We start from the raw sequence: 22,922 nt of genomic DNA on the forward strand, positions 1-22,922 counted from the left end.
AAACACCAAGGCTTAGATTCAATCTGATTCAAGAGGTCAAGCCCTCGGTCTATTAGTACTCCTCGGCTGCATACATTACTGCACTTCCACCTAGAGCCTATCAACGCGTGTTCTCCGCGTGACCTTACTGGTTTAACACCATGAGAGTACTCATCTTGAGGTGGGCTTCCCACTTAGATGCTTTCAGCGGTTATCCACTCCGCACTTGGCTACCCAGCGTTTACCGTTGGCACGATAACTGGTACACCAGCGGTGCGTTCTTCTCGGTCCTCTCGTACTAAGGAAGACTCCTCTCAATACTCTTGCGCCTGCACCGGATATGGACCGAACTGTCTCACGACGTTCTGAACCCAGCTCACGTACCGCTTTAATGGGCGAACAGCCCAACCCTTGGGACGTACTACCGCCCCAGGTTGCGATGAGCCGACATCGAGGTGCCAAACCTCCCCGTCGATGTGAACTCTTGGGGGAGATCAGCCTGTTATCCCTAGAGTAACTTTTATCCGTTTAGCGACGGCCTTTCCACGCAGCGCCGTCGGATCACTAAAGCCGACTTTCGTCCCTGCTCGACATGTTCGTCTCACAGTCAAGCTCTCTTGTGCTTTTACACTCTACGGCTGATTTCCAACCAGCCTGAGAGAACCTTTGCGCGCCTCCGTTACCATTTAGGAGGCGACCGCCCCAGTCAAACTGCCCACCTGAAACTGTTCCCTCCCCGGATTACGGGCGAAGGTTAGAATTCTAGCCTTAACAGAGTGGTATCTCACCGTTGGCTCCTCAATCCCCACAAGGATTGAATCATAGCCTCCCACCTATCCTGCGCAGTTAAAGCCCGAACCCAATTCCAGGCTACAGTAAAGCTTCATAGGGTCTTTCTGTCCAGGTGCAGGTAGTCCGTATCTTCACAGACAATCCTATTTCGCCGAGCCTCTCTCCGAGACAGCGCCCAAATCGTTACGCCTTTCGTGCGGGTCGGAACTTACCCGACAAGGAATTTCGCTACCTTAGGACCGTTATAGTTACGGCCGCCGTTCACCGGGGCTTCAGTCGCTAGCTTCAGGACGAATCCCTGACCAACTTCTTTAACCTTCCGGCACTGGGCAGGCGTCAGCCCCCATACATCGTTTTGCAACTTAGCGGAGACCTGTGTTTTTGGTAAACAGTCGCTTGGGCCTCTTCACTGCGACCACCTCTCGGTGGCACCCCTTCTCCCGAAGTTACGGGGTCATTTTGCCGAGTTCCTTAGAGAGAGTTATCTCGCGCCCTTTAGTTTTCTCAACCATCCTACCTGTGTCGGTTTCGGGTACGGGTAATTTGAATTATCGTGATCCGGGATTTTCTTGGAAGCCTGACATCACACACTTCGAGTCCGTAGACTCTCGTACTCACACCTCAGCTCAAGTCGTTTCCGCCGACTCTCATCACCTCGAATGCTTGAACCCCTAACCAACATGGGGCTGTGTTAGCCTTCTCCGTCCCCCGTCACAATCCAAATTGAGTACTGGAATCTTCACCAGTTGTCCATCGACTACGTCTTTCGACCTCGCCTTAGGCCCCGACTCACCCTCCGCGGACGAGCCTTCCGGAGGAACCCTTAGGATTTCAGGGCATTGGATTCTCACCAATGTTTGCGCTACTCAAGCCGACATTCTCACTTCTGCTTCGTCCACACCTGCTTGCCGCTGATGCTTCTCACTACAACAGAACGCTCCCCTACCACTCACATAAATGCAAGTCCATAGCTTCGGTAAACACCTTAGCCCCGTTCATTTTCGGCGCAGGAACGCTTGACCAGTGAGCTATTACGCACTCTTTTAAGGATGGCTGCTTCTAGGCAAACCTCCTGGTTGTCTCTGCATTCCCACCTCCTTTATCACTGAGGTGTTATTTTGGGACCTTAGCTGATGGTCTGGGCTGTTTCCCTCTTGACGATGAAGCTTATCCCCCACCGTCTCACTGGCAATCTATTCATCTGGTATTCAGAGTTTGACTCGATTTGGTACCGGTCTCCCAGCCCGCACCGAATCAGTGCTTTACCCCCAGACTTAAACAATTACCGCTGCGCCTCAACACATTTCGGGGAGAACCAGCTAGCTCCCGGTTCGATTGGCATTTCACCCCTAACCACACCTCATCCGCTGATTTTTCAACATCAGTCGGTTCGGACCTCCACTTGGTGTTACCCAAGCTTCATCCTGGACATGGTTAGATCACCGGGGTTCGGGTCTATAAATACAGATATCGCGCCCTATTCAGACTCGGTTTCCCTTTGACTTCGGCATCTCCGCCTTAATCTACCTGTACCTATAAGTCGCCGGCTCATTCTTCAACAGGCACACGGTCAGACGTTCAATCGTCCTCCCATTGCTTGTAAGCAGATGGTTTCATGTTCTATTTCACTCCCCTCCCGGGGTTCTTTTCACCGTTCCCTCGCGGTACTAGTTCTCTATCGGTCACACAGGAGTATTTAGCCTTTCGAGGTGGTCCTCGATGATTCACACGGAATTTCACGTGCTCCATGCTACTCGGGATACAGCTAGCTCAGTTAAGTTTTCAACTACAGGACTTTCACCTTCTCTGGTGTAGCTTCTCACTACTTCGTTTAACCGCTCTGATACACGTTGCTGTCCCACAACCCCAGATGATAAATCACCTGGTTTAGGCTGTTTCCAGTTCGCTCGCCGCTACTACGGAAATCGCGTTTGCTTTCTCTTCCTCCAGCTACTAAGATGTTTCAATTCGCTGGGTTAGCTTGCTCTACCCTATGGATTCAGGTAGTCATGTTAAAGGTTGCCCTATTCGGAAATCTTCGGATCAATGCTTACTTCCAGCTCCCCGAAGCATATCGTCGGTCGTCACGTCCTTCATCGCCTCTGTGTGCCTAGGTATCCACCATCTGCCCTTTGTAGCTTGACCACTAATTATTTCAATCAGTTTTAGTCCTTTACATTGGTGTCTGTGTATCTCTACCTGACATCATTACTATGCAGTTTTCTTGGTTCTTGTACTGGATATAATCCAGCAGGCTCTCTACATCTCGCAGATGAGTTGCTGTCGCATATCCTCAATCGCTCAATTCAACAAAAAATTCAACAGAGTGATTCAATCAATCGGTTGGTGGAGGTTAGCGGACTCGAACCGCTGACATCCTGCTTGCAAAGCAGGCGCTCTACCAACTGAGCTAAACCCCCTTGTCTTAATGGAGTGGGCCATCCTGGACTCGAACCAGGGACCTCACCCTTATCAGGGGTGCGCTCTAACCACCTGAGCTAATAGCCCCCATCCCTGAACCGGGATAGTTTAGAAGCACATCGAAATTTATGGAAAGCTTCGAACGACCTAGTTGACCTTTCTCATCTTAGCTTTAGCTAAGTGAGAGGGTAGGTCTCCTTTTAAGGAGGTGATCCAGCCACACCTTCCGGTACGGCTACCTTGTTACGACTTCACCCCAGTCATCAGCCCCACCTTCGGCGTCCTCCTCTGCAAGCAGTTAGAGTAACGACTTCGGGCGTGACCAACTCCCATGGTGTGACGGGCGGTGTGTACAAGGCCCGGGAACGTATTCACCGCAGTATGCTGACCTGCGATTACTAGCGATTCCGCCTTCATGCAGGCGAGTTGCAGCCTGCAATCTGAACTGAGCGTCGGTTTATGAGATTGGCTCACCATCGCTGGCTGGCTGCTCTTTGTCCGACGCATTGTAGTACGTGTGTAGCCCAAGGCGTATGGGGCATGCTGACTTGACGTCATCCACACCTTCCTCCGGTTTGTCACCGGCAGTCTCTCTAGAGTGCCCAACTGAATGCTGGCAACTAAAAACGTGGGTTGCGCTCGTTGCGGGACTTAACCCAACATCTCACGACACGAGCTGACGACAGCCATGCACCACCTGTCTCTCGGCTCCCGAAGGCACCCCTAACTTTCATCAGGGTTCCGAGGATGTCAAGCCTTGGTAAGGTTCTTCGCGTTGCATCGAATTAAACCACATACTCCACCGCTTGTGCGGGCCCCCGTCAATTCCTTTGAGTTTCACACTTGCGTGCGTACTCCCCAGGCGGACAACTTAACGCGTTGGCTACGGCACGGCTCGGGTCGATACGAACCACGCCTAGTTGTCATCGTTTACGGCTAGGACTACAGGGGTATCTAATCCCTTTCGCTCCCCTAGCTTTCGTCCCTCAGTGTCAGTGCAGACCCAGTAACACGCTTTCGCCGCTGGTGTTCTTCCCAATATCTACGCATTTCACCGCTACACTGGGAATTCCTGTTACCCCTATCGCACTCTAGTTCATCAGTTTCCACTGCCCTTATGCGGTTAAGCCGCACGCTTTGACAGCAGACTTGATAAACCACCTACGGACGCTTTACGCCCAATAATTCCGGATAACGCTTGCATCCTCCGTATTACCGCGGCTGCTGGCACGGAGTTAGCCGATGCTGATTCATCAGGTACCGTCATCGATTCTTCCCTGATAAAAGAGGTTTACAACCCAAAAGCCGTCCTCCCTCACGCGGTATTGCTCCGTCAGGCTTTCGCCCATTGCGGAAAATTCCCCACTGCTGCCTCCCGTAGGAGTCTGGACCGTGTCTCAGTTCCAGTGTGCCTGGTCATCCTCTCAGACCAAGTACAGATCGTCGCCTTGGTGTGCCGTTACCACTCCAACTAGCTAATCTGACGCGAGCCAATCTCTAGACAATAAATCTTTCACCCTAAGGCACATTCGGTATTAGCAGTCGTTTCCAACTGTTGTCCCCAATCTAAAGGCATGTTCTCACGCGTTACTCACCCGTCCGCCACTATCTCCGAAGAGACCGTTCGACTTGCATGTGTTAAGCATACCGCCAGCGTTCATCCTGAGCCAGGATCAAACTCTCCATAGTATATAGAGTAAGCTTGTAGCTCAATTCAGTAATTTATCCGGTTATCCTTCCGGTCTCTAACAAAAGAGATATTTTTCTGACGAAGGCTTTCCTTTCTCTGGCTTCTAAACTATTCTGTTTTATAGGTTCAGTTTCTCGCAGATGAAGCTGAGTCCGCTTTCGCTCGCTCTTCCCTCACCCGCGCTTTGATAATATAGCGGGATAACCTTCAAGGTGTCAACTCCTTTTTTTGAGTTTCGTCTAGTTCGTTCTCAAATCACCTCGGTCAGCGCTTTTGAGCGACATCAATTCTTGAAATCCACGCTGTTTAGGACTGGGTGAATGGGAATTCTCATCTTAAGCACTGTGGAGAGAACATTTGTGGGTGAGAGAAAACTTAGAGACGATCGCTTAGCCGTTTTAATTGATGCTGATAACGCAACGGCAAGTTTAATCGAGCCTTTGATGGAAGAAATTGCTAAATACGGCACTGCAAATGTCAAAAGAATTTATGGCGACTGGACAAAGCCAAATCTTGGAGGTTGGAAAGAAAAGCTGCACATATACGCAATCCAACCGATTCAACAGTACAGCTACACGTCGGGAAAGAATGCAACGGACAGCGCACTAATTATTGATGCGATGGATTTGCTGTATACAGGCCATTTTGATGGTTTCTGTTTGGTGTCAAGCGACAGTGACTTTACAAGATTGGCTTGCAGGTTGAGGGAATCAGGATTGTTTGTCTATGGGTTTGGACGGAAACAAACTCCAATACCATTTCAGAAAGCCTGTGATAAGTTCACTTACACCGAGATTTTAGTAGGGCATGAAGTTTCGGAAGCGATCGCTGAATCCAAAAATGGGCAGGTTCAATCAAGCAAAAATGAACATTTCAAGAAGGCTGCAGACTTAGAGAAAGAAAATCCTTCTTCGCGCACTGCTAAACTTCAACAAGATAAAAAGTTAATCAATCTATTGCAACGTGCTTATGAGGCGGCAGCAGGAGAAGATGGATTAGCAAATTTGGGAGCCTTTGGATCACAAATCAATAAGATCTCTCCCTCTTTTGACTCTAGAAACTATGAATATAGCAAGTTGGGTGCATTGATCAGGGATGTAGGATTATTTGAAATTCAGGAAGTGCCGAGTGAGCATAATCCTGTTGTTAAAGTGGTATACGTCAAGCTGAAAGGTTAAAACACTTTGAACAGAACTGCTACTCTGCCATCACAATTCATCTTAGATAAGCTGCTTCAAGAATGGCTTCTTGAAGATATTGGGCGGGGCGATCGCACAACTCAATCTCTCATCTCTGGAACTCGTCAAGCGGTTTGGATCGCCAAAGAGAATGGAGTGATTGCTGGATTGCCGATCGCTGAACGGGTTTTTCAACTTCTTAACGCCTCTACTGTATTCACTCCAATCGTTCAAGAGGGGGAGGCCGTTCAGAAAGGGCAAACAATCGCTGAAATTCAAGGTGCTTATGATGCGCTTCTGACTGGAGAAAGGGTTGCACTCAATTTGGCGATGCGGTTGAGTGGAATTGCAACTTTGACTCGTCGATATGTCGAGAAGATTGAAGATTTACCAACTCGATTAACGGATACACGCAAGACGACTCCGGGATTGCGGGTGTTGGAGAAGTATGCGACACGAGTGGGGGGAGCGGTCAATCATCGAATGGGATTAGATGATGCAGCGATGATCAAAGACAATCATATTGTTGCAGCCGGAGGAATTGGAGCGGCGATCGCGCAAGTTTGCGCCAATATTCCTTATCCTTTGACAATCGAGGTCGAAACTGAAAATTTGGACATGGTTGAACAGGCACTGGAGCATGGAGCAGACATTATCATGCTGGACAATATGCCTCTGGAAATGATGCGTCAAGCCGTAGAGATGATTCGCCGGAAGAATGACCGAATTCGGGTTGAGGCTTCTGGGAATGTGACTCTCGAAACGTTGAGATCGATCGCGGAAACCGGAGTAGATTTCATTTCGAGTAGCGCTCCGATTACGCGATCGACTTGGTTGGATCTGAGTATGCGGTTTAAGGCTTAGAAATGAAATGAACCCAGAAATGACCATCTGGAATGCAGAGCCGCTCGATCATAGTGTAGGAGTAATGGATATATTCGCCTTTGCGATTGTTTCTGCCAGGCTCATTTAGATCGTAGCCCCACCAGAACCATTCTCCATAGGGATCGTGGACAAAGAAGCCGCGCTCGTCGTAGCCTGCAACCGCAACAATGTGACCGAAATCGGTGAAATAGCCGTGGATAACAATCGGGTTGCCATCAGCGAGCCAAGCGCGGACTTGTTCGATCGTGGCATTGGTTCTGAAATCGTCACGGAAGCCGTAGTCCTGAACAATTTTGGCAAGATCGTAGGGGCTATGGCGGCTGTAGCCTTTCTGAATGGCGTAGTTATAGAGTTCGTCTTCAAATTGAACATCAGAGCGTCGGGGAGTTGCACCGAGATAGCGGAGACACATTGCGATCGAAGTGACATTGCACGCGCCATCAGGATTGAGAACATTGTCGCGCTGAGATTTATAAGGAATATTGAGCTTGATTGTGGCTGGAAGAGTACGGGGATAGACTTGTGACTCGCGGAAAATTTTGACGTGTTTCCCGAAGGCGTACCAAACATTTGTGTCTTTAATCGTTTCTTCGCTGAGAAAACAGCGAACGTGGTCTCGTTCGATCGTATAAGAATCAATCTTAAATACCCTGCCTGCTTGAACTGCGTGTTTTTGCTCTTCAGGCAGTTCAGCTGACTGAATCGGTTTTCTCTTTAGAACTGTATTGGTGTCAATTTTGAGGGTCAGTGACATCAGGCTTGCCCCTTAAGTGGTAAGTGAACACATATCAATTGCTTCTATAGCGTTCCCGATTTTTCGGATGAGCAACTTCGCAATTTTGCAGGGGCAAGCCTTGAAAAAACCAATGGATTCTGATGTTCGCGACGAATTCGGCTCAATTATTCAACTTCCGCAAGTCTTTCAGCTTTGCTAGAAGTTGAGGAGGGGAGTTCACGCGGGAGCAACGCGCTGAGAAGGATTGCTGTCAAGCCTCCGGTCGAAATAGCAGAGCCGAACAAGTTGCTAAACAAAGGAGGTTTATTCGCAAAGATTTGCGGCATGAAGACAACGCCTAGTCCTAGCCCTAAAGAAACTGCAACAATAATCATTGAGCGTCGATCAAGTTCTACCGAAGTCACAATATTCAATCCTGCAACTGCGATCGAGCCAAACATCACTAAAGTCGCACCCCCTAAAACAGGTTGAGGAATTGCTTGGAATACACCTCCTACAATCGGCACTAATCCAAGCAGCGAGAAAATTGCGGCAACATAAAAGCCAACATAGCGGCTGCCAACGCCAGTCATTTGGATTACGCCATTGTTTTGGCTGAAGGTTGTGTTGGGGAACGTGTTGAGCACCGCAGCGATTAGAGAGTTGACTCCATCTCCCAAAACACCACCTTTGATGCGACGAATGTAGAGCGATCCTTTCACGGGTTCCCCTGAAACTGCAGAAGTCGCAGTCAAGTCGCCGACTGTTTCGATAGCAGTGAGGACATAGAGCAAAATAAACGGCAAAAAAGCTCCCCAATCGAAGCTCATTCCATATCGAAAAGGAATCGGCAGGCTAAAGAGTGGAAGCGCACTAAGCCCGCTGAAATTCACAATTCCCATAAATAGCGAAGCGATATAGCCGACAGCTAGTCCGATTGCGATCGCACCCATTCGTAAGAAGCGATTTTTAGACAGGGTAAGCAGCACTACAATCAACAATACAGTGCCGCCTAAAGCGAGATTCTGCCAACTGCCAAATGAACCGTCATTTTTAGCCAGTGCTGCGGCTCCTCCTGCCAAACTGGTTACTCCAGTCTTGATTAAACCTAACCCGATGATCATGACAACCGTTCCAGATACGACGGGGGTAATGATCTTGTTCATTAGGTGCAAAAATCGGCTCAGAATGATTTCGACAAAAGAGCCAAAGAAGCAAACTCCAAAAATTAGAGCGAGTGCCTGTTCTGGGGTTTTTCCACCTTGTAATGCGATCGACCCTACTCCTAAAATGGGTCCAAGGAATGCAAAACTCGTTCCCTGCAAGCTCAAGAGTCCTGAACCAACTGGTCCTATCTTCTTGCACTGAATGAAGGTACAAAGCCCGGAAGCAAACAGCGACATGCTAATGAGATAGCTAGTATTTGCAGCATCTAATCCTAAGCTACTGCAAATGATGATTGGGGGGGTGATAATTCCAACAAAAGCAGCAAGAACATGCTGAAACGCGACAAAGATTGCTTCCACAACGGGAGGCCTATCCGTCAGACCGTAAAGTAATTGCGATCGATTAACTAACTCTTCTTCCTCTTCTTGAACATCCAAGGCGGCGAGTTCTGCATTTGCCTCTGTCATAAGATGATGTGTCAGGGTGGTGTAGATTACATACTGTATACAACCAGATAAAAATCTAAGAAGTTGTTAGTGCTACTACAGAATTCAGAAATCTTCAGAGGTCAAGCCAGCTAATTTTCATAATGCATTTTGGAAGTATTATGTCTTCTGCCTACAGATATGTTTTCTAGATAATTTTCTAGATTTTCAGGTGGAGCATTTTCTTGAAGATTCATCGCTTTTAAATGAGTAGAGTCTGTATCCTAGGATAGGTTTGCGCTATTTTCGGACTAGGAATTTATATGAATGCGACGATCGCTGAATTAAAAAATCGCTTGGAAGCCGCTTTGGTATCAGCGTTTGGAGCTGATTTGGCTGGGACTGATCCGATGCTGGTTCCGACGAGTAATCCAAAGTTTGGGGATTATCAAGCGAATGTAGCGATGTCATTGGCAAAGCGCTTGGGGAAAGCGCCGAGAGCGATCGCGCAAGAAATTTCTCAGCAGTTGCAAATTGACGATCTTTGTGAATCACCTGAGATTGCAGGGCCGGGATTCATCAACTTGACGCTGAAACCTGCTTACCTTCAAACGCAATTAACGGCAATGGCGGGGGATTCACGCTTGGGCATTGCTGCGGTGAAAGAGCCGAAAAAAGTTGTTGTCGATTTTTCGAGTCCGAACATTGCGAAGGAGATGCACGTTGGACATTTACGATCGACGATTATTGGAGATTCGATCGCACGAATTTTAGAATTTCAAGGTCATGATGTCTTGCGGCTCAATCATGTGGGCGATTGGGGAACACAGTTTGGCATGTTGATCACTTATCTAAGAGAGGTTGCGCCGGAAGCTTTGACCACGGCGGATGCTTTAGATTTAGGTGATTTGGTTGCGTTTTACAAGAAAGCAAAACAGCGATTTGATGAAGATTCTGAGTTTCAAGAGCGATCGCGTCAAGAAGTGGTGAGATTACAATCCGGTGCAGAAGATACGTTGAGAGCTTGGAGATTGTTGTGTGATCAGTCTCGTCGAGAGTTTCAAGTCATCTATGATTTGCTGGATATTCAACTGACTGAGCGGGGAGAGTCTTTTTACAATTCGCGGTTAGGGCAGGTTGTCGAAGATTTAGATCAGTTGGGTTTGCTGGTTGAAGATCAAGGTGCGAAGTGTGTGTTCCTAGAAGGGTTTACGAATCGTGAAGGCAATCCATTACCTCTGATTATTCAAAAGTCAGATGGGGGTTATAACTATGCAACAACGGATTTAGCAGCTATTCGATATCGAGTGCAGCAGGATCAGAGCGATCGCTTAATTTACGTGACAGATGCAGGTCAAGCGAATCATTTTGCTCAAGTGTTTCAGGTCGCACGTCGAGCGGGTTGGATTCCTGAATCCGTTGAGATTGTGCATGTTCCATTTGGATTAGTACAAGGCGAAGATGGCAAGAAACTGAAAACGCGATCGGGTGATACAGTTCGGTTGAGAGATTTACTGGATGAGGCAGTTGAACGAGCGCGTGCTGATATCGAAGCTCGGCTTGTGGCTGAAGAACGCCAAGAATCTGAGAACTTTATTGATCAAGTTGCTAAAACTGTGGGACTGAGTGCGGTCAAGTATGCTGACTTGAGCCAAAATCGCACCAGCAACTATATCTTCAGTTACGACAAGATGCTGGATCTCAAGGGCAATACTGCACCGTATATGTTGTATGCCTATGCTCGAATTCAAGGCATTAGCCGGAAAGGGAACATTGATTTCACTCAACTTGGTTCTAATGTGCAAATGGTGCTAGAGCATGAAACCGAATTAGCTCTCGCAAAGCATTTACTTCAGTTTAGTACTGCTTTATCCGAAGTCGAGCAAGATCTATTTCCGAATCGATTGTGTGATTATCTGTTCCAACTGAGTCAGAAGTTTAATGTGTTCTACGATCGCGAACAAGGGGTTCCAGTTCTGAATGCACCAGAACCCGCACGGACTTCTCGATTGGTGCTTTGTGATTTGACAGCGAGAACATTAAAGCTTGGGTTATCGCTGTTAGGAATTCAAGTTTTAGAGCGAATGTAACAATACAGATCAGCTATCGACGATAGCTGATCTTCGGTTCATTTAAGGGCAATACAGTTTTTGTGATGCTAATTCGTCGCGCGATCAAGTCCGATTTTCACTCGATTTGGAACATCTTCAAAGTAGTTATTGAGCCAGGAGATACATACGTTTTTGACTCAAATACAAGTCGTGACGATGCGTTTTTATACTGGTTTGGAGCAGGAGTCCTCTCTTACGTTGCAGAAGAAGAGGGTCAAATTATCGGAATGTATAAGCTCGTTGCAAATCAACGCGATCGCGGTTCTCATGTTGCAAATGCTAGCTTCATGGTCGATCCAACCTGTCATGGTCGAGGAATTGGTCGAGCCATAGGATTACATTGTCTGCAAGAAGCTAAGAATTTGGGCTACTTGGCGATACAGTTCAATTTTGTGGTGAGTACGAATCACGCCGCGATCGCACTTTGGCAAAAGCTCGGATTCTCGATCGTTGGAACACTCCCAAAAGCCTTCAATCACAAAACACTTGGATATGTTGATGCTTATGTGATGTATCGCCTTTTGGATGGTGAATGTAAGCCTGAAGACAGATTTGAACAAATCAGATGAGCGTATCCTGTACTATCCAGACAGGTTATCGAGGACTTCAGATTATGTCGATCGTATGGGTTCAGCTTTTGCTGATTGGCTTAGCTGCGGGAGTTGCTGGCGGAATGTTCGGAATCGGAGGCGGGGCAATTATGGTTCCGGCGATGGTTCTACTGATGGGAATGGAGCAGAAATTCGCAACCGGGACATCCGTTGCTGCACAAATTTTACCGATCGGGATTCTAGCGGCTTATGTCTATTACCAAAAGGGCAACGTTAATATTAAATATTCAATTTTGATTGCAGTTGGCTTAGTAATTGGCAATTACTTTGGGGCTTTGTTTGCCAATCAGCCTTTTATTAGTGGAGAAACAATGAAAAAGTTGTACGGAGTGTTTCTCCTCGCGATCGGATTTCGGTATCTCTTATTTCGTTAAGAGCTTCTGATATTCCTTCTCGGTGATCAGATCTGCGGTGCTTTCAACGCGATCGACAAACACAATCCCGTTAAAGTGATCGAATTCATGTTGAAAAATCCGGGCTACGAAATCGGTCATCTCCATTTTTTGAGTCTTGCCAAAGCGATCGAGAAATTCGATCTCGATCGCTTGATATCTCGGAACATTGCCTCGAATCCCTGGAACACTCAAACATCCTTCCCACCCTTTCACCATCTCAGTCGAATGTGAGAGAATGCGCGGGTTAATGATTGGGGTCGGCTCCATCGATGGCGCAGTCGGATATCGGAAATTTGGGCGCGAGGCGATGATCATGAGTTGATAAGACTCCGCAACTTGAGGCGCAGCAATGCCAACCCCATTTGCATGTTTAACCGTGACGAGTAAGTTATCAATGAGCGTTTGAATGCGATCGTCTTGAATATTGTCGATGTCTTGGGCTTTCTGTCTCAGGATCGGATGACCCAATTCAATAATATCTAAGAGTTCAGCCATAGAAAATTCCTTCCTAAAACCAGCTTTCAAGTTCAAAGTTCCTCTCGCTTCGTTGCTCACCCGCCCCGGAATGAATTCGGGGCTAACGCTGCGAAGTCCACTAAACTGGACTGACAAGCCAATCGTAACGTCTTCTTCAGTGGGTTTCAACCCACTTCGCACAGTTAGACCCGCATTGAAAATACGGGGCGAGACGCAAACGCAGCAACTATCTTCAAGTTAATTGCGCCTATCCACATTAATCAAGAACACAGATTACAGAATCTTCAATGTCCTGAAATAGTAATGAGGGCGAGATTCTTGCCCTCATTCAATCTATGCTACTAAGCTAGCAATTCACCCGTCTCCTGAAGTGAGTGCAGACGTTGATACAATCCGCCTTGCTGGAGCAGTTCATCATGGCTACCGACCTCAACAATATTGCCTTGATCTAGCACCACAATTTTGTCTGCTTCACGCACCGTACTCAGTCGGTGAGCAATGATAATCAACGTTCTCGTACCAAGAATCGATCGCATAGCTAGCTGAATCGAGCGCTCAGATTCATAGTCCAAACTCGATGTTGCTTCGTCAAAGATCAGCACATCTGGATCAACAATCAGCGCCCGTGCAATCCCGATTCGCTGTCGTTGTCCCCCTGAGAGTCGAACGCCTCGTTCTCCCACGATCGTAGAATATCCCGCAGGCATCTGTTTGATAAAGTCCTCAGCCTGAGCGATTCTACAGGCTTCGCGGACTTGCTCGATCGTGGCATTGGGATTGCCATACATTAGGTTATCGAGCAGCGTGCCATTGAAAATATCGACTTCTTGGTGAACGATCGCTAATCGTTTCCGGTAACCGCTCACATCTAACCGTCGGATATCTTGACCATCAATCAGAATCTTGCCCTGATTCGGTTCAAAGTAACGGAACAAGAGTTTTACTAGCGTTGATTTCCCTGAACCTGATCGACCGACTAATGCCACCGTCTGATACGGTTCAATGAGTAGATTGATATCTTTGAGTACAGGGCGATCGGCACTGTACCCGAACTTCAGATGAGAGAATTCAACTTTTCCAGTAAATTGATACTGCGGAACGGCTTCTGGAGTCTCAGCAAGACTACTCGCATCCACACCGACCGGGAGCTTCATAAACTCATGGAAGCGAATCATGGAGCCATATCGACGAGCAAAGAACTCAGCAAATTGGCTAATCGGTTCAACCTCAGCATACGCCATACTCGCGACTGTAAAGGTCGTAATGAAATGACCGAGCGAGATTGTACCTTGAGCCGTTGCAAATACAGTCAGTGCAAAGACTAAGAAAACACAGGATTGTACGATCGTGCGTTCATAGGTTCCAAGAATCACATACCCTTTGTGAATCCGGTAATCGAGGACTTTGAATTCTCGATCGAGTCTTTGTTGCTGCCGTTTGAGTTCTGATGTTTCAGTCGCAAACGCTTTAACGGTCTTAATGTTGGTAATAATCTCAGAAGTCCGGCTTTCGGTATCTTCCATATATTTATCTAAGCGTTCTTCTTGTTGGGATAATCGCTTTAATCCCGATAAGTTAAACGCTAAGATGCCGATGAAAGAAACTAATAAGAGAAGCGCAATTCGCCACTCAATAAACCAGATAACTGCAAAAATCCCAATGACTCGGAAAAATTTCGGCAATAACTGAGACGTTAGATCCGGATAAGTCCAGGTATGATTTGATAGTCCTTTCGCAACACGAGCCGCAATTCTACCCGCATTATTTTCGTCGTAAAATTCTAACGGCAACGTCAATACTTTTCTCAACGCTGCTTCAGCATTATCTCGGCGCGCCCGAAATGCTGTATCCCAAGCAAACCAAGGTCCTAACCAAGGTTGAATCGGGGCACGTCCAACCGAAATTAGCCCGACCAAAATTAACAGCGAGGTCAGTGTAAACGTTTGCGTCATCTCGAAATTGCCAAGTTGAGCGATCGCATTCACGCCACCTTGTACAACTCGATCCAACGGTTGTCCAGATAACACGTTCAAAATTTGCCCGATCGCATACGGCACAGATAAGTCAATAATCTCGAACAAACTCATCATCGCAATACTAAACAGTGAAATCTTCCAGTAGTTGCGAAAATATTTGAGAATGTCTAAAAATTTAGCCATACATCCTCCGGCGATGGTCGATCGTCCCTAATCGAAATTTGGCTGAGATCACATATCTCTTAGCCCGTAAGATCAACTAGCATACTACATATAATACAAGTATTACAAGATCTATTTTTGTGCGAGTATGCAAACGGCATCGACAACCGTTGTGCCTGAAATGGTGGTTATCGCACATCTGGGTATGACTCGATAGAGCGCCGGAACCTTTCCAGAGGTTAGAACTGCGATCGCTTGTTGTTTCTCTTCCTGAAACAGCTTAAACCAACGATAGCTATCGAAATAGCTCGGCGTAAAGGCATTCGCATCAATGAGCCAATGCGTGACTTGATACTGCCGAATCATTTTTTTTGCAGGCTCTAGTGATTCACTATACTGTGCATTGATCAGATCGACTGCTTTCTGCCGCATCGGTAAATAATAGCCTAGATGAAATGGCACAGCATATTCTTGAGCAACTAAAGTCGATCGCTGAGACAGTAAAGGTAGATTATTTGCATCTTCGCCAAGATAAGCGGTTAATGTCGTCTTTGGCAGTACTTTCAAGAATTCATACAGTTCTGGATTTTTACCACCTGCATACCCGGTATACGGGAAATCTTTCCAAGCAAAATGCGGAAATACAACAATCCCGATGACGAGCATTGCACAGAGCCAACGCTGTGGTTTTAACTTTTCAAGTGCGATCGCAATGACAATTCCCGCACTGACTGCCATTGCAATCCGCCAACTATGAGTGATGTATCGGCTAGGAAAGTGTAATTTCACAAACAAAGCATGAGCGAGAAAAAAGCCAACAATTCCGGCTCCAGCTAATTGTGGCAATACAGCCCATTCAGGCTTTAACTGTTCAGGCATCCGAAACTTAGCAAGCCCTGGTAACAACAATCCCAAGCCAATCACAGCCGGATTGAATGAAACTTGAAACCCGCTATCTGTTCCCTCAAACCAAAACCGCATTGGATTGGGAAAGAAAAATGGCAAGCGTCCCCCTGGCTGAAATTCTGGCATCAATCGGGCTTGAGCCGCATTCACCGTTGGCGCAAACTCCGATTGACTGAAGACATAAGGCAGTAACATGGCGATCGTAATTCCCAAAATGATCCATTCTGCTCGTTGAATCGATCGGCGCTTTAGTCCCCAAAGTCCTCGCAATCCCAACCAGATGCAAATCAGCACAGCAGCTAACGGGCACAGTAACCCCATCGCAATCACAACTAGCGCGATCGCAATCCAAGCCCGTTTTACAAAATAGTAAAGGAATGCAGCTAACAACAATGCCCAAAATGCTCGCGGAGACCCTGAAGCCAGATCATCCCGCTGCCAGCAACTTTGCAGCAGAATGACGCTGCTCAGAAATCCAGCCATTGGCACAGGAAACAAGACCAAAGTCAAGCGATAGCCATACCAGCCTAGAAGCAGTGTGACCAGTATAGGTAGAATTTTGCTGAATACGATCGGCGTAATTCCAAGCTGTGATGCGAGCCAATACAGCGTGCCCAACCCCCAAGGGGTAACCGAATGAAAATATTGCGCCATTGGATCATTGAGAAACAGCGACGGATCGAGAAATCGCTGCATCCAGATCAAATACACTCGCGCATCATCCTGAATTACGGTTGCGTCTGAGAACGCATCTTTCAGTGCCAACCCGGCGTAGACCGTTGCGATCGCCAGAGTCAGAATTAACCAGACCGAAATTTTGGGAATTGAACGAGTATTCATCTCACACAATGGTATGGATTGCCTAATCACAATACTGGTTCTTGGCGACCCCGTTTGATCGAAGACATTCACGCGCAAAATTTAAACATCGCGCAGGGATACAAGGATTCAATGAAGATGTCCGTAGAATTGCTAGACAGAAGACCAATAATTGACGATAAGAGTGAGTGGAGACTCTGAATCCTTAATTACTTTTTGACCTCCACTTTATCCTATTCACTTTCACATCTAAAGCTCATGGTTTCACCCCCTCCTTCTGTTACTCAACTGCAAAAACCGAAATATGTTTACTTTGGCGGCAAGATTTGCCTTTGGGAAGAAGCCAATTTTCATATTTCGAGTGAAGCTATACTTCGAGGACTTAACGTTTTTGAAGGTCTCAAAGGATACTGGCAACCGGACGGAAGTTTCGGTATTGTGGCAATGCGAAGACACTACGATCGCTTAATTCGCTCTGCCAAAGTGCTCTATATCCCTTTCGAGATGAGTTACGAAGAATTCGAGCAGGCGCATCATGATTTGGTCAAACTGCTGTGGCGACCCGATCGCAATATGTGGGTCAGAGCCACTCTATACGGCGATGAAGGCTTCTGGGGCGAAGGCAGTACGAGCAATCTCGTTCTCACCGCATATCAAACTCCCATGACCCGCCCTGCTCCTATGAATTTGGGGGTTACGCCTTGGAAGCGCGGGTCAGATTTAGCGCTGCCTGCACGCGTGAAAACCAGCACAAATTATCAGATCGCTCGCTTCGTCAAGATCGAAGGACGCGATCGCGGATATTCCGACATGATTATCCTCAACGAATCAGGACGAGTCGCTGAAACCCTACAAACTTGTGTTCTGGTCGTGCGAGATGGCAAAGTTTTCACACCTCCAGCGTGGGAAGGTGCGCTAGAGAGCATCACTGTTGATATCATTGAAAGCCTATGTCAATCGATGGGCATCCCGTTTGAGCGTCGCCCAATCGAGCGTACCGAGTTGATCATCGCTGATGAAGTCGGAATCGTTGGAACCTTGAGCGAGGTTACACCTGTGAAATCGGTTGAGAAAACCGTGTATGGGGATTCTCCGATTATCAATGCGATCGCGGAACGGTATCACAATGCTGTGACTGGACTTGATCCGCATCCGGCTGTTGATTTCTCTCTGATTCCGGCTCCTAGTAAGGTTGCATCAGCTCCCGAGCTAACTACAGTTGGCTAATTGATCAAACAAAATCCAACCCTTGCCATTGCTGAAGAGATTCCAGCAATGGCTTTTTTCTTTTCTAGACACCATTTTTTCACAGCGCATCAGAAGAGAGTTGTTTGCTTTGCCTGAGCGAATCCATCCATCAGACCGGATCTGAAGGCGAATGAGATAGAACTTCGGGCGATTGTGATTTTCATTCCTCCAATCCCCTTTTTGATTTCTGTAAACTGAAGGAATGGGACAGCAGATTCAACCGCTACCGATCGACGTAATTCACCTCATCGCCGCTGGAGAAGTGATCGACTCTCTTGCCGCAGTTGTTCGTGAACTCGTGGAAAATGCTATTGATGCTGGAGCGACTCGCATTACTGTTTCCATTTGGGCAGACCAGTGGCGAGTACGAGTTGCAGACAATGGGGCAGGCATGACTTTGGAGAACTTGCGCCAAGCTGCACAGCCGCATAGCACCAGTAAAATTCGCGATCGCGCCGATCTCTGGCAAATTCATAGTCTAGGATTTCGAGGCGAAGCATTACACAGTCTGGCTCAACTCTCTAATCTAGAAATCCTCAGCCGCACTGCTTCAGAACCGGGATGGCGTGTGATCTATAGCGCTGAGGGAGAAGCGAATCAAATCGAATCGGGTGCGATCGCACCCGGAACGATTGTTATTGTCGATCGCTTATTTGAAATCTGGGAAGCGAGACGGGAAGGACTGCCATCTATTTCACAGCAGTTAAAAGCAATTCAACAAACGATTTATCAAATTGCTTTAGCTCATCCGCTTATCACCTGGCAGGTTTATCAAAACGATCGCGTATGGTTTAATCTCTGGGGCGGTCACTCTGCGAAAGATCTGCTTCCGCAATTGTTGAAAGATGTGCGAATCGAGGATTTAACAGAACTGCAATCGCCTGGAATTTCTGTAGTCTTGGGATTGCCCGACCGCGCTCATCGACATCGCCCAGACTGGGTAAGAGTTGCGATCAATGGGCGATTTGTAAAATTTTCAGATCTGGAACAAACGATTTTAGGCGCATTTCGGCGAACGTTACCTCGCGATCGGCATCCGATTTGCTTAGTTCATCTGCACCTTAATCCTGAACATATCGATTGGAATCGCCACCCTGCGAAAGCTGAAGTATATGTACACAACCTGGATGAGTGGAAGGAGCGGGTAAAAAGTGCGATCGCTCAAGCGCTCCGCATTCATCCTGATACGGTTCCCGATAGTCTTTATACGGCTCAAGCGAGCCAGTTGATCAAAGCGGCTGAATCTGATGCGGGCTATCATGTATCACGTGAAATCCGTCCCGAACCTGCTCCCCTTTCTCCGCTGAAAGCACTGACTCAAGTTCACAATCGATATATTTTGGCAGAACATGCTTCAGGTATGTGGTTAATCGAACAGCATATTGCCCATGAGCGCGTGTTGTTTGAAGAAATTAGCGATCGCTGGCAACTCATTCCACTCGACCCGGCCATTGTTCTAAATCAGCTTTCTAGCTCTCAAATCGAACAGCTTGAGCGGATTGGGATTGAAGTTGATCCGTTTGGAGAGCAATTGTGGGCAGTCCGATCGGCTCCTGAGTTACTCGCTCAACGCGAGGATTGTGCCGATGCATTGATTGAATTGAGTTTGGGGGGAGATTTGCAGGCGGCACAGGTGGCAGTTGCTTGCCGAAGTGCGATTCGGAATGGAGTGCCATTGTCGCTTGAGGAAATGCAGAGTTTAATCGATCGCTGGCAGCGCACTCGAAATCCGCGGACTTGTCCACATGGTCGTCCGATTTATCTATCGTTGGAAGAATCGAGTTTGGCGCGATTTTTCCGCCGCAGTTGGGTGATTGGCAAAAGTCATGGACTTGAGTAATTGTCCAACTTGCTCAAATCCAATGCTTCTGGATGTGTTAACTGGCTATTCAATAAATCCAATCACACGGACTTTTGCATTAGGAATCTGAGCATACTGTTTTGATTTTTCCTCAATTTCTTGCAGTTGACCGAGTGCAAGCCCGCAGGGTCGTCCGTATTTTGCTTTAACGCGATCGCTGGCAATATTTAAGGCAGTTCGCGATCGCTCAACAAAATCGTCTAGCGCGTAATCTGTGTTGGGACTAAAGTACTCTTTAACAATCAGCGAGGGAGAATAGCAAGAATCTTGTGTTCCGTCAGACCAACGGATTTGAAACCGGATTTCAGGCATAAAGTAAAGTTTGGTAGTGGTGAATATGTTGCTGAGCGGAAATTTTCCAAGTGTATTGGGAGAGAACCGATTGGCTCTGAGCGACTAGAGAATCGGCAGAATCAAACACGGAACACATTGCTGAGGCAATCGCATCAACTGAGTAAGGATCAACGAGTAGCGCTTGCGTTTCGTTGAGAAATTCAGTAAACGGCGGCTGTTTGGAAGTAATTACAGGAATTTTACTAGCGATCGCTTCTAAAATGACTAAGCCCCAACCTTCTTTTACAGATGGAAATACAAAGACATCGGCACTTTGGTAAAGCTTGGGTAGGTCAGCATCAGCAACTACGCCAAGTAGCACCAGTGAGTGTTTTAGATTGAGAGATTCGGCGATCGCAAAAAATTCATCGCGATACGCTTGATAGTCAAATAAAGTCGCTCCCCCTGCAATCACCAATTGCGCTTTGGGAAATTGGGTACGCACTTGCTGAAAAGCTTGCAAGAGACGGATCGAGTTTTTTCGGGGTTCAATGCCGCCAACGGTCAGATAGATGGGATGACCTGAAAAATCAAGGAAATGATTTTGAGCCGAAAATCGTTTGAGGTTTACGCCATTGATCACACGTGGAGCATTGATTTGATACTGTTCTTGAAGTTCAGACTTCCAGCGATCACTGACACAAAAGCACAGAGAAGCTTCTCGAATCGATCGATCCTGACACTGTTGCAAATAAATACTTTGATAGTCTTCAATATGATGCACCGTGCGAACAAAATGCGGGATATATCCTTGTTCTCGCAAAATTGCTAGCGCATTTGCGCTCAAACAATCCTGAGCATGGTAGCAGTCAAACTGTTGCGGAAACTGATTGAAGTAATTGACAAATTCTTGAATCCGTTGAGCAATCAGTTGGTCAATTTCCGATGGAGCAGGACGGGCTGGAATCAATTGCACCTGGCAAGAGAGCGGATAATCAAATCCCTTGCCATCTTTATCCAGCGCAAACACACAAACAGAATGTCCTAAATCATGCAAAGCTTCTGCAAGCTCTAAGGTATGAATGACACTTCCTCGCGGTTTGGTTGAGTAAGTCAGGAGTGCGATTTTCATGGTGCAAACCCTGTCAGTCCCTGCTTAGAGAGATCCCAGAATTCGATCGATTCACCATACGATCGTAGAATCAACTGCGGATTCGCCTGAATCTCTCCAACAACTTCACAGACTAAATCCTGTTCTCGAAATAAAGCTTGCACCTGCTGAACGAGAGGAGGCGCAATACTCAATAAAAAGCCATAGCTTGGAAAATGCACTAACCACTCATGCAATGCGAGTTCATTCGGGCAGGGAACTTGTTCAAGATTGAGAATCGCTCCACAGTTAGAAGTCTCTAGCAGCATGATCAGCGTTCCAATAATGCCGCCCATACTAATATCTTTGCCTGCCTTACAAAGTTCGGCTTCAGCGAGCTTTGGCAAAATCGACAGATTCTTTCGCAGTTGAGCTGGATCGGCATTAGTTGCAGCATTCCAGAAGGGATAGTTGGGATAAGGTTGACCTCGAAGATCAGTAGCAACTAATAATAAATCTCCAGGTTGAGCATCAAAGCTAGTAATCACACGATTTGCGCGTCCCAGAATTGCGACAGATAATGCTGTATAAGAACTATGGCAGTTTGTGTGTCCGCCAACAATGGGGACATTGTAAGCCGCAGATGCAGCTCTCATTCCTTCCCAGATTGCGTCCGTATTCTGCCCAGTTTTGCTCCAAATCGTATCGACAACCGCGATCGGGGTTCCTCCCATGGCATAGATATCACTCACATTCACCATGACTGCCGACCAGCCCGCAAACCAAGGCTCCTGCTCGACAAATTGCGGCAACATTCCCTCAGCCGCAAAGAGAAGATAGCCATCGCGATCGCGAATTGCTGCGCAATCATCCCCTAATCGAATTTTTGCATTGCTCCAGTCAGATTTCAACGCATTCGCCGCAGTTTGAATATCTTGCTTTTGCAGCAACCCCAAAGAGCGATGAAGTTGGTCAGCCAGAGATGACAGCATCAAGATGCCTCCCGAACCTCAAGAATTGGGCGCGGTTCAGTTCCGGGCGGATAGAAATCGAGGTCAGCTTCCATCAAATGGTGAGGTCGATCGCAGATCATCAGTTCTTTTTGCGATCGCCAATGTAATCTTTGAAAGAATCGCACATTTTGAAGCTGAACGGTGGCTAAGAATTGCTGACAGCCCCAAGTATTTGCAGTGGTAACTGCTTTGTAGATGAGACCTTTGCCAATCTGCCAGCCTTTTCGATAGTCTGGATGCGTGCCTAATCTGCCACCGTACCAGATGCCAGGTTCGATTTCGTAGATTCTCACAACACCGACAACTTGAGCCTGATCAACGGCAATAATCGGATAGGAAATTCGATCAAGTTCGTCTACATCATCTTCAAATAGCTGTTGTTCTTCTGTAAAAATTAATCGACGCAGATCGAAGTAAGCTTGAACTTCTCTCGCGGATTGAGCAAGTTTAAACTGATAGGACATAGGTTAGGATTCAAAATTCGACAGCTAAGACTCAAAATTTGATAGCTAGGAACTTGCGGTTAATAAAGTCCCTAAGCTCCGATTCTGCCTCGCCCTCGATTAAAATCGGGGCTAATAGAGAAAAGTCCACTGAAGGGACTGGAACACTCTCAGGCTGGCTGTTTTAGTCCCTTTAGTGGACTTCGTTTTGTTAGCCCCGATTTTAATCGAGGGCGGAATCGCAACGCAGCGAAAAAATGTTTTCTGGTACACGATTAACAAACT

General features: G+C 47.0%; 16 protein-coding genes, 2 tRNA genes and 2 rRNA genes. 7 read left to right on the forward strand and 13 right to left on the reverse strand.

From position 1 onward, the window contains the following. Positions 1–32: 32 nt before the first annotated feature. The 4 genes from ACMUEV_RS14925 to ACMUEV_RS14940 all read right to left on the reverse strand — a co-directional run bounded on the left by ACMUEV_RS14925 (position 33) and on the right by ACMUEV_RS14940 (position 4,881). A 23S ribosomal RNA gene (locus ACMUEV_RS14925) occupies positions 33–2,916 on the reverse strand. A gap of 199 nt (positions 2,917–3,115) precedes the next feature. Further along, positions 3,116–3,191 (reverse strand) — tRNA-Ala (locus tag ACMUEV_RS14930). A 14-nt stretch (positions 3,192–3,205) separates the two neighbouring features. Next, positions 3,206–3,279 (reverse strand) — tRNA-Ile (locus ACMUEV_RS14935). A 114-nt stretch (positions 3,280–3,393) separates the two neighbouring features. After that, a 16S ribosomal RNA gene (locus tag ACMUEV_RS14940) occupies positions 3,394–4,881 on the reverse strand. The 16S and 23S rRNA genes sit together here with 2 tRNA genes alongside, the layout of an rRNA operon. 321 nt (positions 4,882–5,202) lie before the next feature. Between ACMUEV_RS14940 and ACMUEV_RS14945 the strand changes: the two genes are divergently transcribed. After that, the gene (locus tag ACMUEV_RS14945; RefSeq protein ID WP_017288337.1) at positions 5,203–6,060 is read left to right on the forward strand and encodes an NYN domain-containing protein; all 858 of its coding nucleotides are present in this window, start codon (positions 5,203–5,205) and stop codon (positions 6,058–6,060) included. A 6-nt stretch (positions 6,061–6,066) separates the two neighbouring features. Beyond that, positions 6,067–6,924, forward strand: a complete 858-nt coding sequence (gene nadC / locus ACMUEV_RS14950; RefSeq protein ID WP_190649247.1) for a carboxylating nicotinate-nucleotide diphosphorylase — start codon at positions 6,067–6,069, stop codon at positions 6,922–6,924. On the opposite strand, the gene ACMUEV_RS14955 is transcribed toward nadC, so the two are convergent. Continuing rightward, positions 6,914–7,699, reverse strand: coding sequence for a C39 family peptidase (locus tag ACMUEV_RS14955; RefSeq protein ID WP_017288335.1), 786 nt, complete (start codon positions 7,697–7,699; stop codon positions 6,914–6,916). The two genes, nadC and ACMUEV_RS14955, sit on opposite strands and share 11 nt — an antisense overlap. 146 nt (positions 7,700–7,845) lie before the next feature. Continuing rightward, positions 7,846–9,294 carry a uracil-xanthine permease family protein gene (locus ACMUEV_RS14960; RefSeq protein WP_242044296.1) on the reverse strand — a complete coding sequence of 483 codons (1,449 nt, stop codon included), beginning with the start codon at positions 9,292–9,294 and terminating at the stop codon, positions 7,846–7,848. 281 nt (positions 9,295–9,575) lie between these two features. On the opposite strand from ACMUEV_RS14960, the gene argS reads away from it, so the two are divergent. The 3 genes from argS to ACMUEV_RS14975 all read left to right on the forward strand — a co-directional run bounded on the left by argS (position 9,576) and on the right by ACMUEV_RS14975 (position 12,348). Beyond that, positions 9,576–11,342, forward strand: coding sequence for an arginine--tRNA ligase (gene argS / locus ACMUEV_RS14965; protein WP_190649249.1), 1,767 nt, complete (start codon positions 9,576–9,578; stop codon positions 11,340–11,342). A 65-nt stretch (positions 11,343–11,407) separates the two neighbouring features. After that, positions 11,408–11,932 (forward strand): GNAT family N-acetyltransferase, encoded by a 525-nt coding sequence (locus ACMUEV_RS14970; RefSeq protein ID WP_190649251.1) that lies wholly within the window; start codon positions 11,408–11,410, stop codon positions 11,930–11,932. Between the two features lie 44 nt (positions 11,933–11,976). Continuing rightward, complete coding sequence (locus tag ACMUEV_RS14975) at positions 11,977–12,348, forward strand: sulfite exporter TauE/SafE family protein (RefSeq protein WP_017288331.1); 372 nt, start codon at positions 11,977–11,979, stop codon at positions 12,346–12,348. On the opposite strand, the gene def is transcribed toward ACMUEV_RS14975, so the two are convergent. The 3 genes from def to ACMUEV_RS14990 form a co-directional block, all read right to left on the reverse strand. Continuing rightward, positions 12,337–12,864, reverse strand: coding sequence for a peptide deformylase (def, locus tag ACMUEV_RS14980; protein ID WP_190649253.1), 528 nt, complete (start codon positions 12,862–12,864; stop codon positions 12,337–12,339). The genes ACMUEV_RS14975 and def overlap by 12 nt on opposite strands. Before the next feature lie 323 nt (positions 12,865–13,187). Continuing rightward, positions 13,188–15,005 carry an ABC transporter ATP-binding protein gene (locus ACMUEV_RS14985; protein WP_190649255.1) on the reverse strand — a complete coding sequence of 606 codons (1,818 nt, stop codon included), beginning with the start codon at positions 15,003–15,005 and terminating at the stop codon, positions 13,188–13,190. A 111-nt stretch (positions 15,006–15,116) separates the two neighbouring features. After that, positions 15,117–16,730: a hypothetical protein gene (locus tag ACMUEV_RS14990; protein WP_190649257.1), complete on the reverse strand. Its 1,614-nt coding sequence runs from the start codon at positions 16,728–16,730 to the stop codon at positions 15,117–15,119. 237 nt (positions 16,731–16,967) lie between these two features. Between ACMUEV_RS14990 and ACMUEV_RS14995 the strand changes: the two genes are divergently transcribed. Beyond that, entirely contained in the window at positions 16,968–17,936 is a 969-nt protein-coding gene (locus ACMUEV_RS14995; protein ID WP_017288327.1) for an aminotransferase class IV, read from the forward strand. A 223-nt stretch (positions 17,937–18,159) separates the two neighbouring features. Next, a complete protein-coding gene (gene mutL, locus ACMUEV_RS15000) occupies positions 18,160–19,797 on the forward strand; it encodes a DNA mismatch repair endonuclease MutL (protein ID WP_190649259.1) in 1,638 nt (545 codons plus the stop codon). Positions 19,798–19,842: 45 nt separating this feature from the next. Here the strand turns inward: mutL and ACMUEV_RS15005 are convergent, their stop codons facing one another. Genes ACMUEV_RS15005 through ACMUEV_RS15020 form a run of 4 tightly spaced genes read right to left on the reverse strand, consistent with a single transcriptional unit; the run spans position 19,843 to position 22,658 of the window. Further along, on the reverse strand, positions 19,843–20,130 hold the full coding sequence (locus tag ACMUEV_RS15005) for an MSMEG_0570 family nitrogen starvation response protein (protein ID WP_017288325.1): 288 nt from the start codon (positions 20,128–20,130) through the stop codon (positions 19,843–19,845). Further along, positions 20,123–21,223, reverse strand: a complete 1,101-nt coding sequence (locus tag ACMUEV_RS15010; protein WP_190649261.1) for an MSMEG_0565 family glycosyltransferase — start codon at positions 21,221–21,223, stop codon at positions 20,123–20,125. Before ACMUEV_RS15010 ends, ACMUEV_RS15005 begins: the two co-directional genes overlap by 8 nt. Continuing rightward, on the reverse strand, positions 21,220–22,173 hold the full coding sequence (locus tag ACMUEV_RS15015) for a sll0787 family AIR synthase-like protein (RefSeq protein ID WP_190649263.1): 954 nt from the start codon (positions 22,171–22,173) through the stop codon (positions 21,220–21,222). The genes ACMUEV_RS15010 and ACMUEV_RS15015 overlap by 4 nt, the downstream gene beginning before the upstream one ends. Further along, positions 22,173–22,658 (reverse strand): MSMEG_0567/Sll0786 family nitrogen starvation N-acetyltransferase, encoded by a 486-nt coding sequence (locus ACMUEV_RS15020; protein WP_190649264.1) that lies wholly within the window; start codon positions 22,656–22,658, stop codon positions 22,173–22,175. The genes ACMUEV_RS15015 and ACMUEV_RS15020 overlap by 1 nt, the downstream gene beginning before the upstream one ends. Positions 22,659–22,922 lie beyond the last annotated feature (264 nt).

The sequence above is a fragment of the Leptolyngbya sp. FACHB-1624 genome, assembly GCF_047649235.1.
GTDB lineage: Bacteria > Cyanobacteriota > Cyanobacteriia > Leptolyngbyales > Leptolyngbyaceae > Leptolyngbya > Leptolyngbya boryana.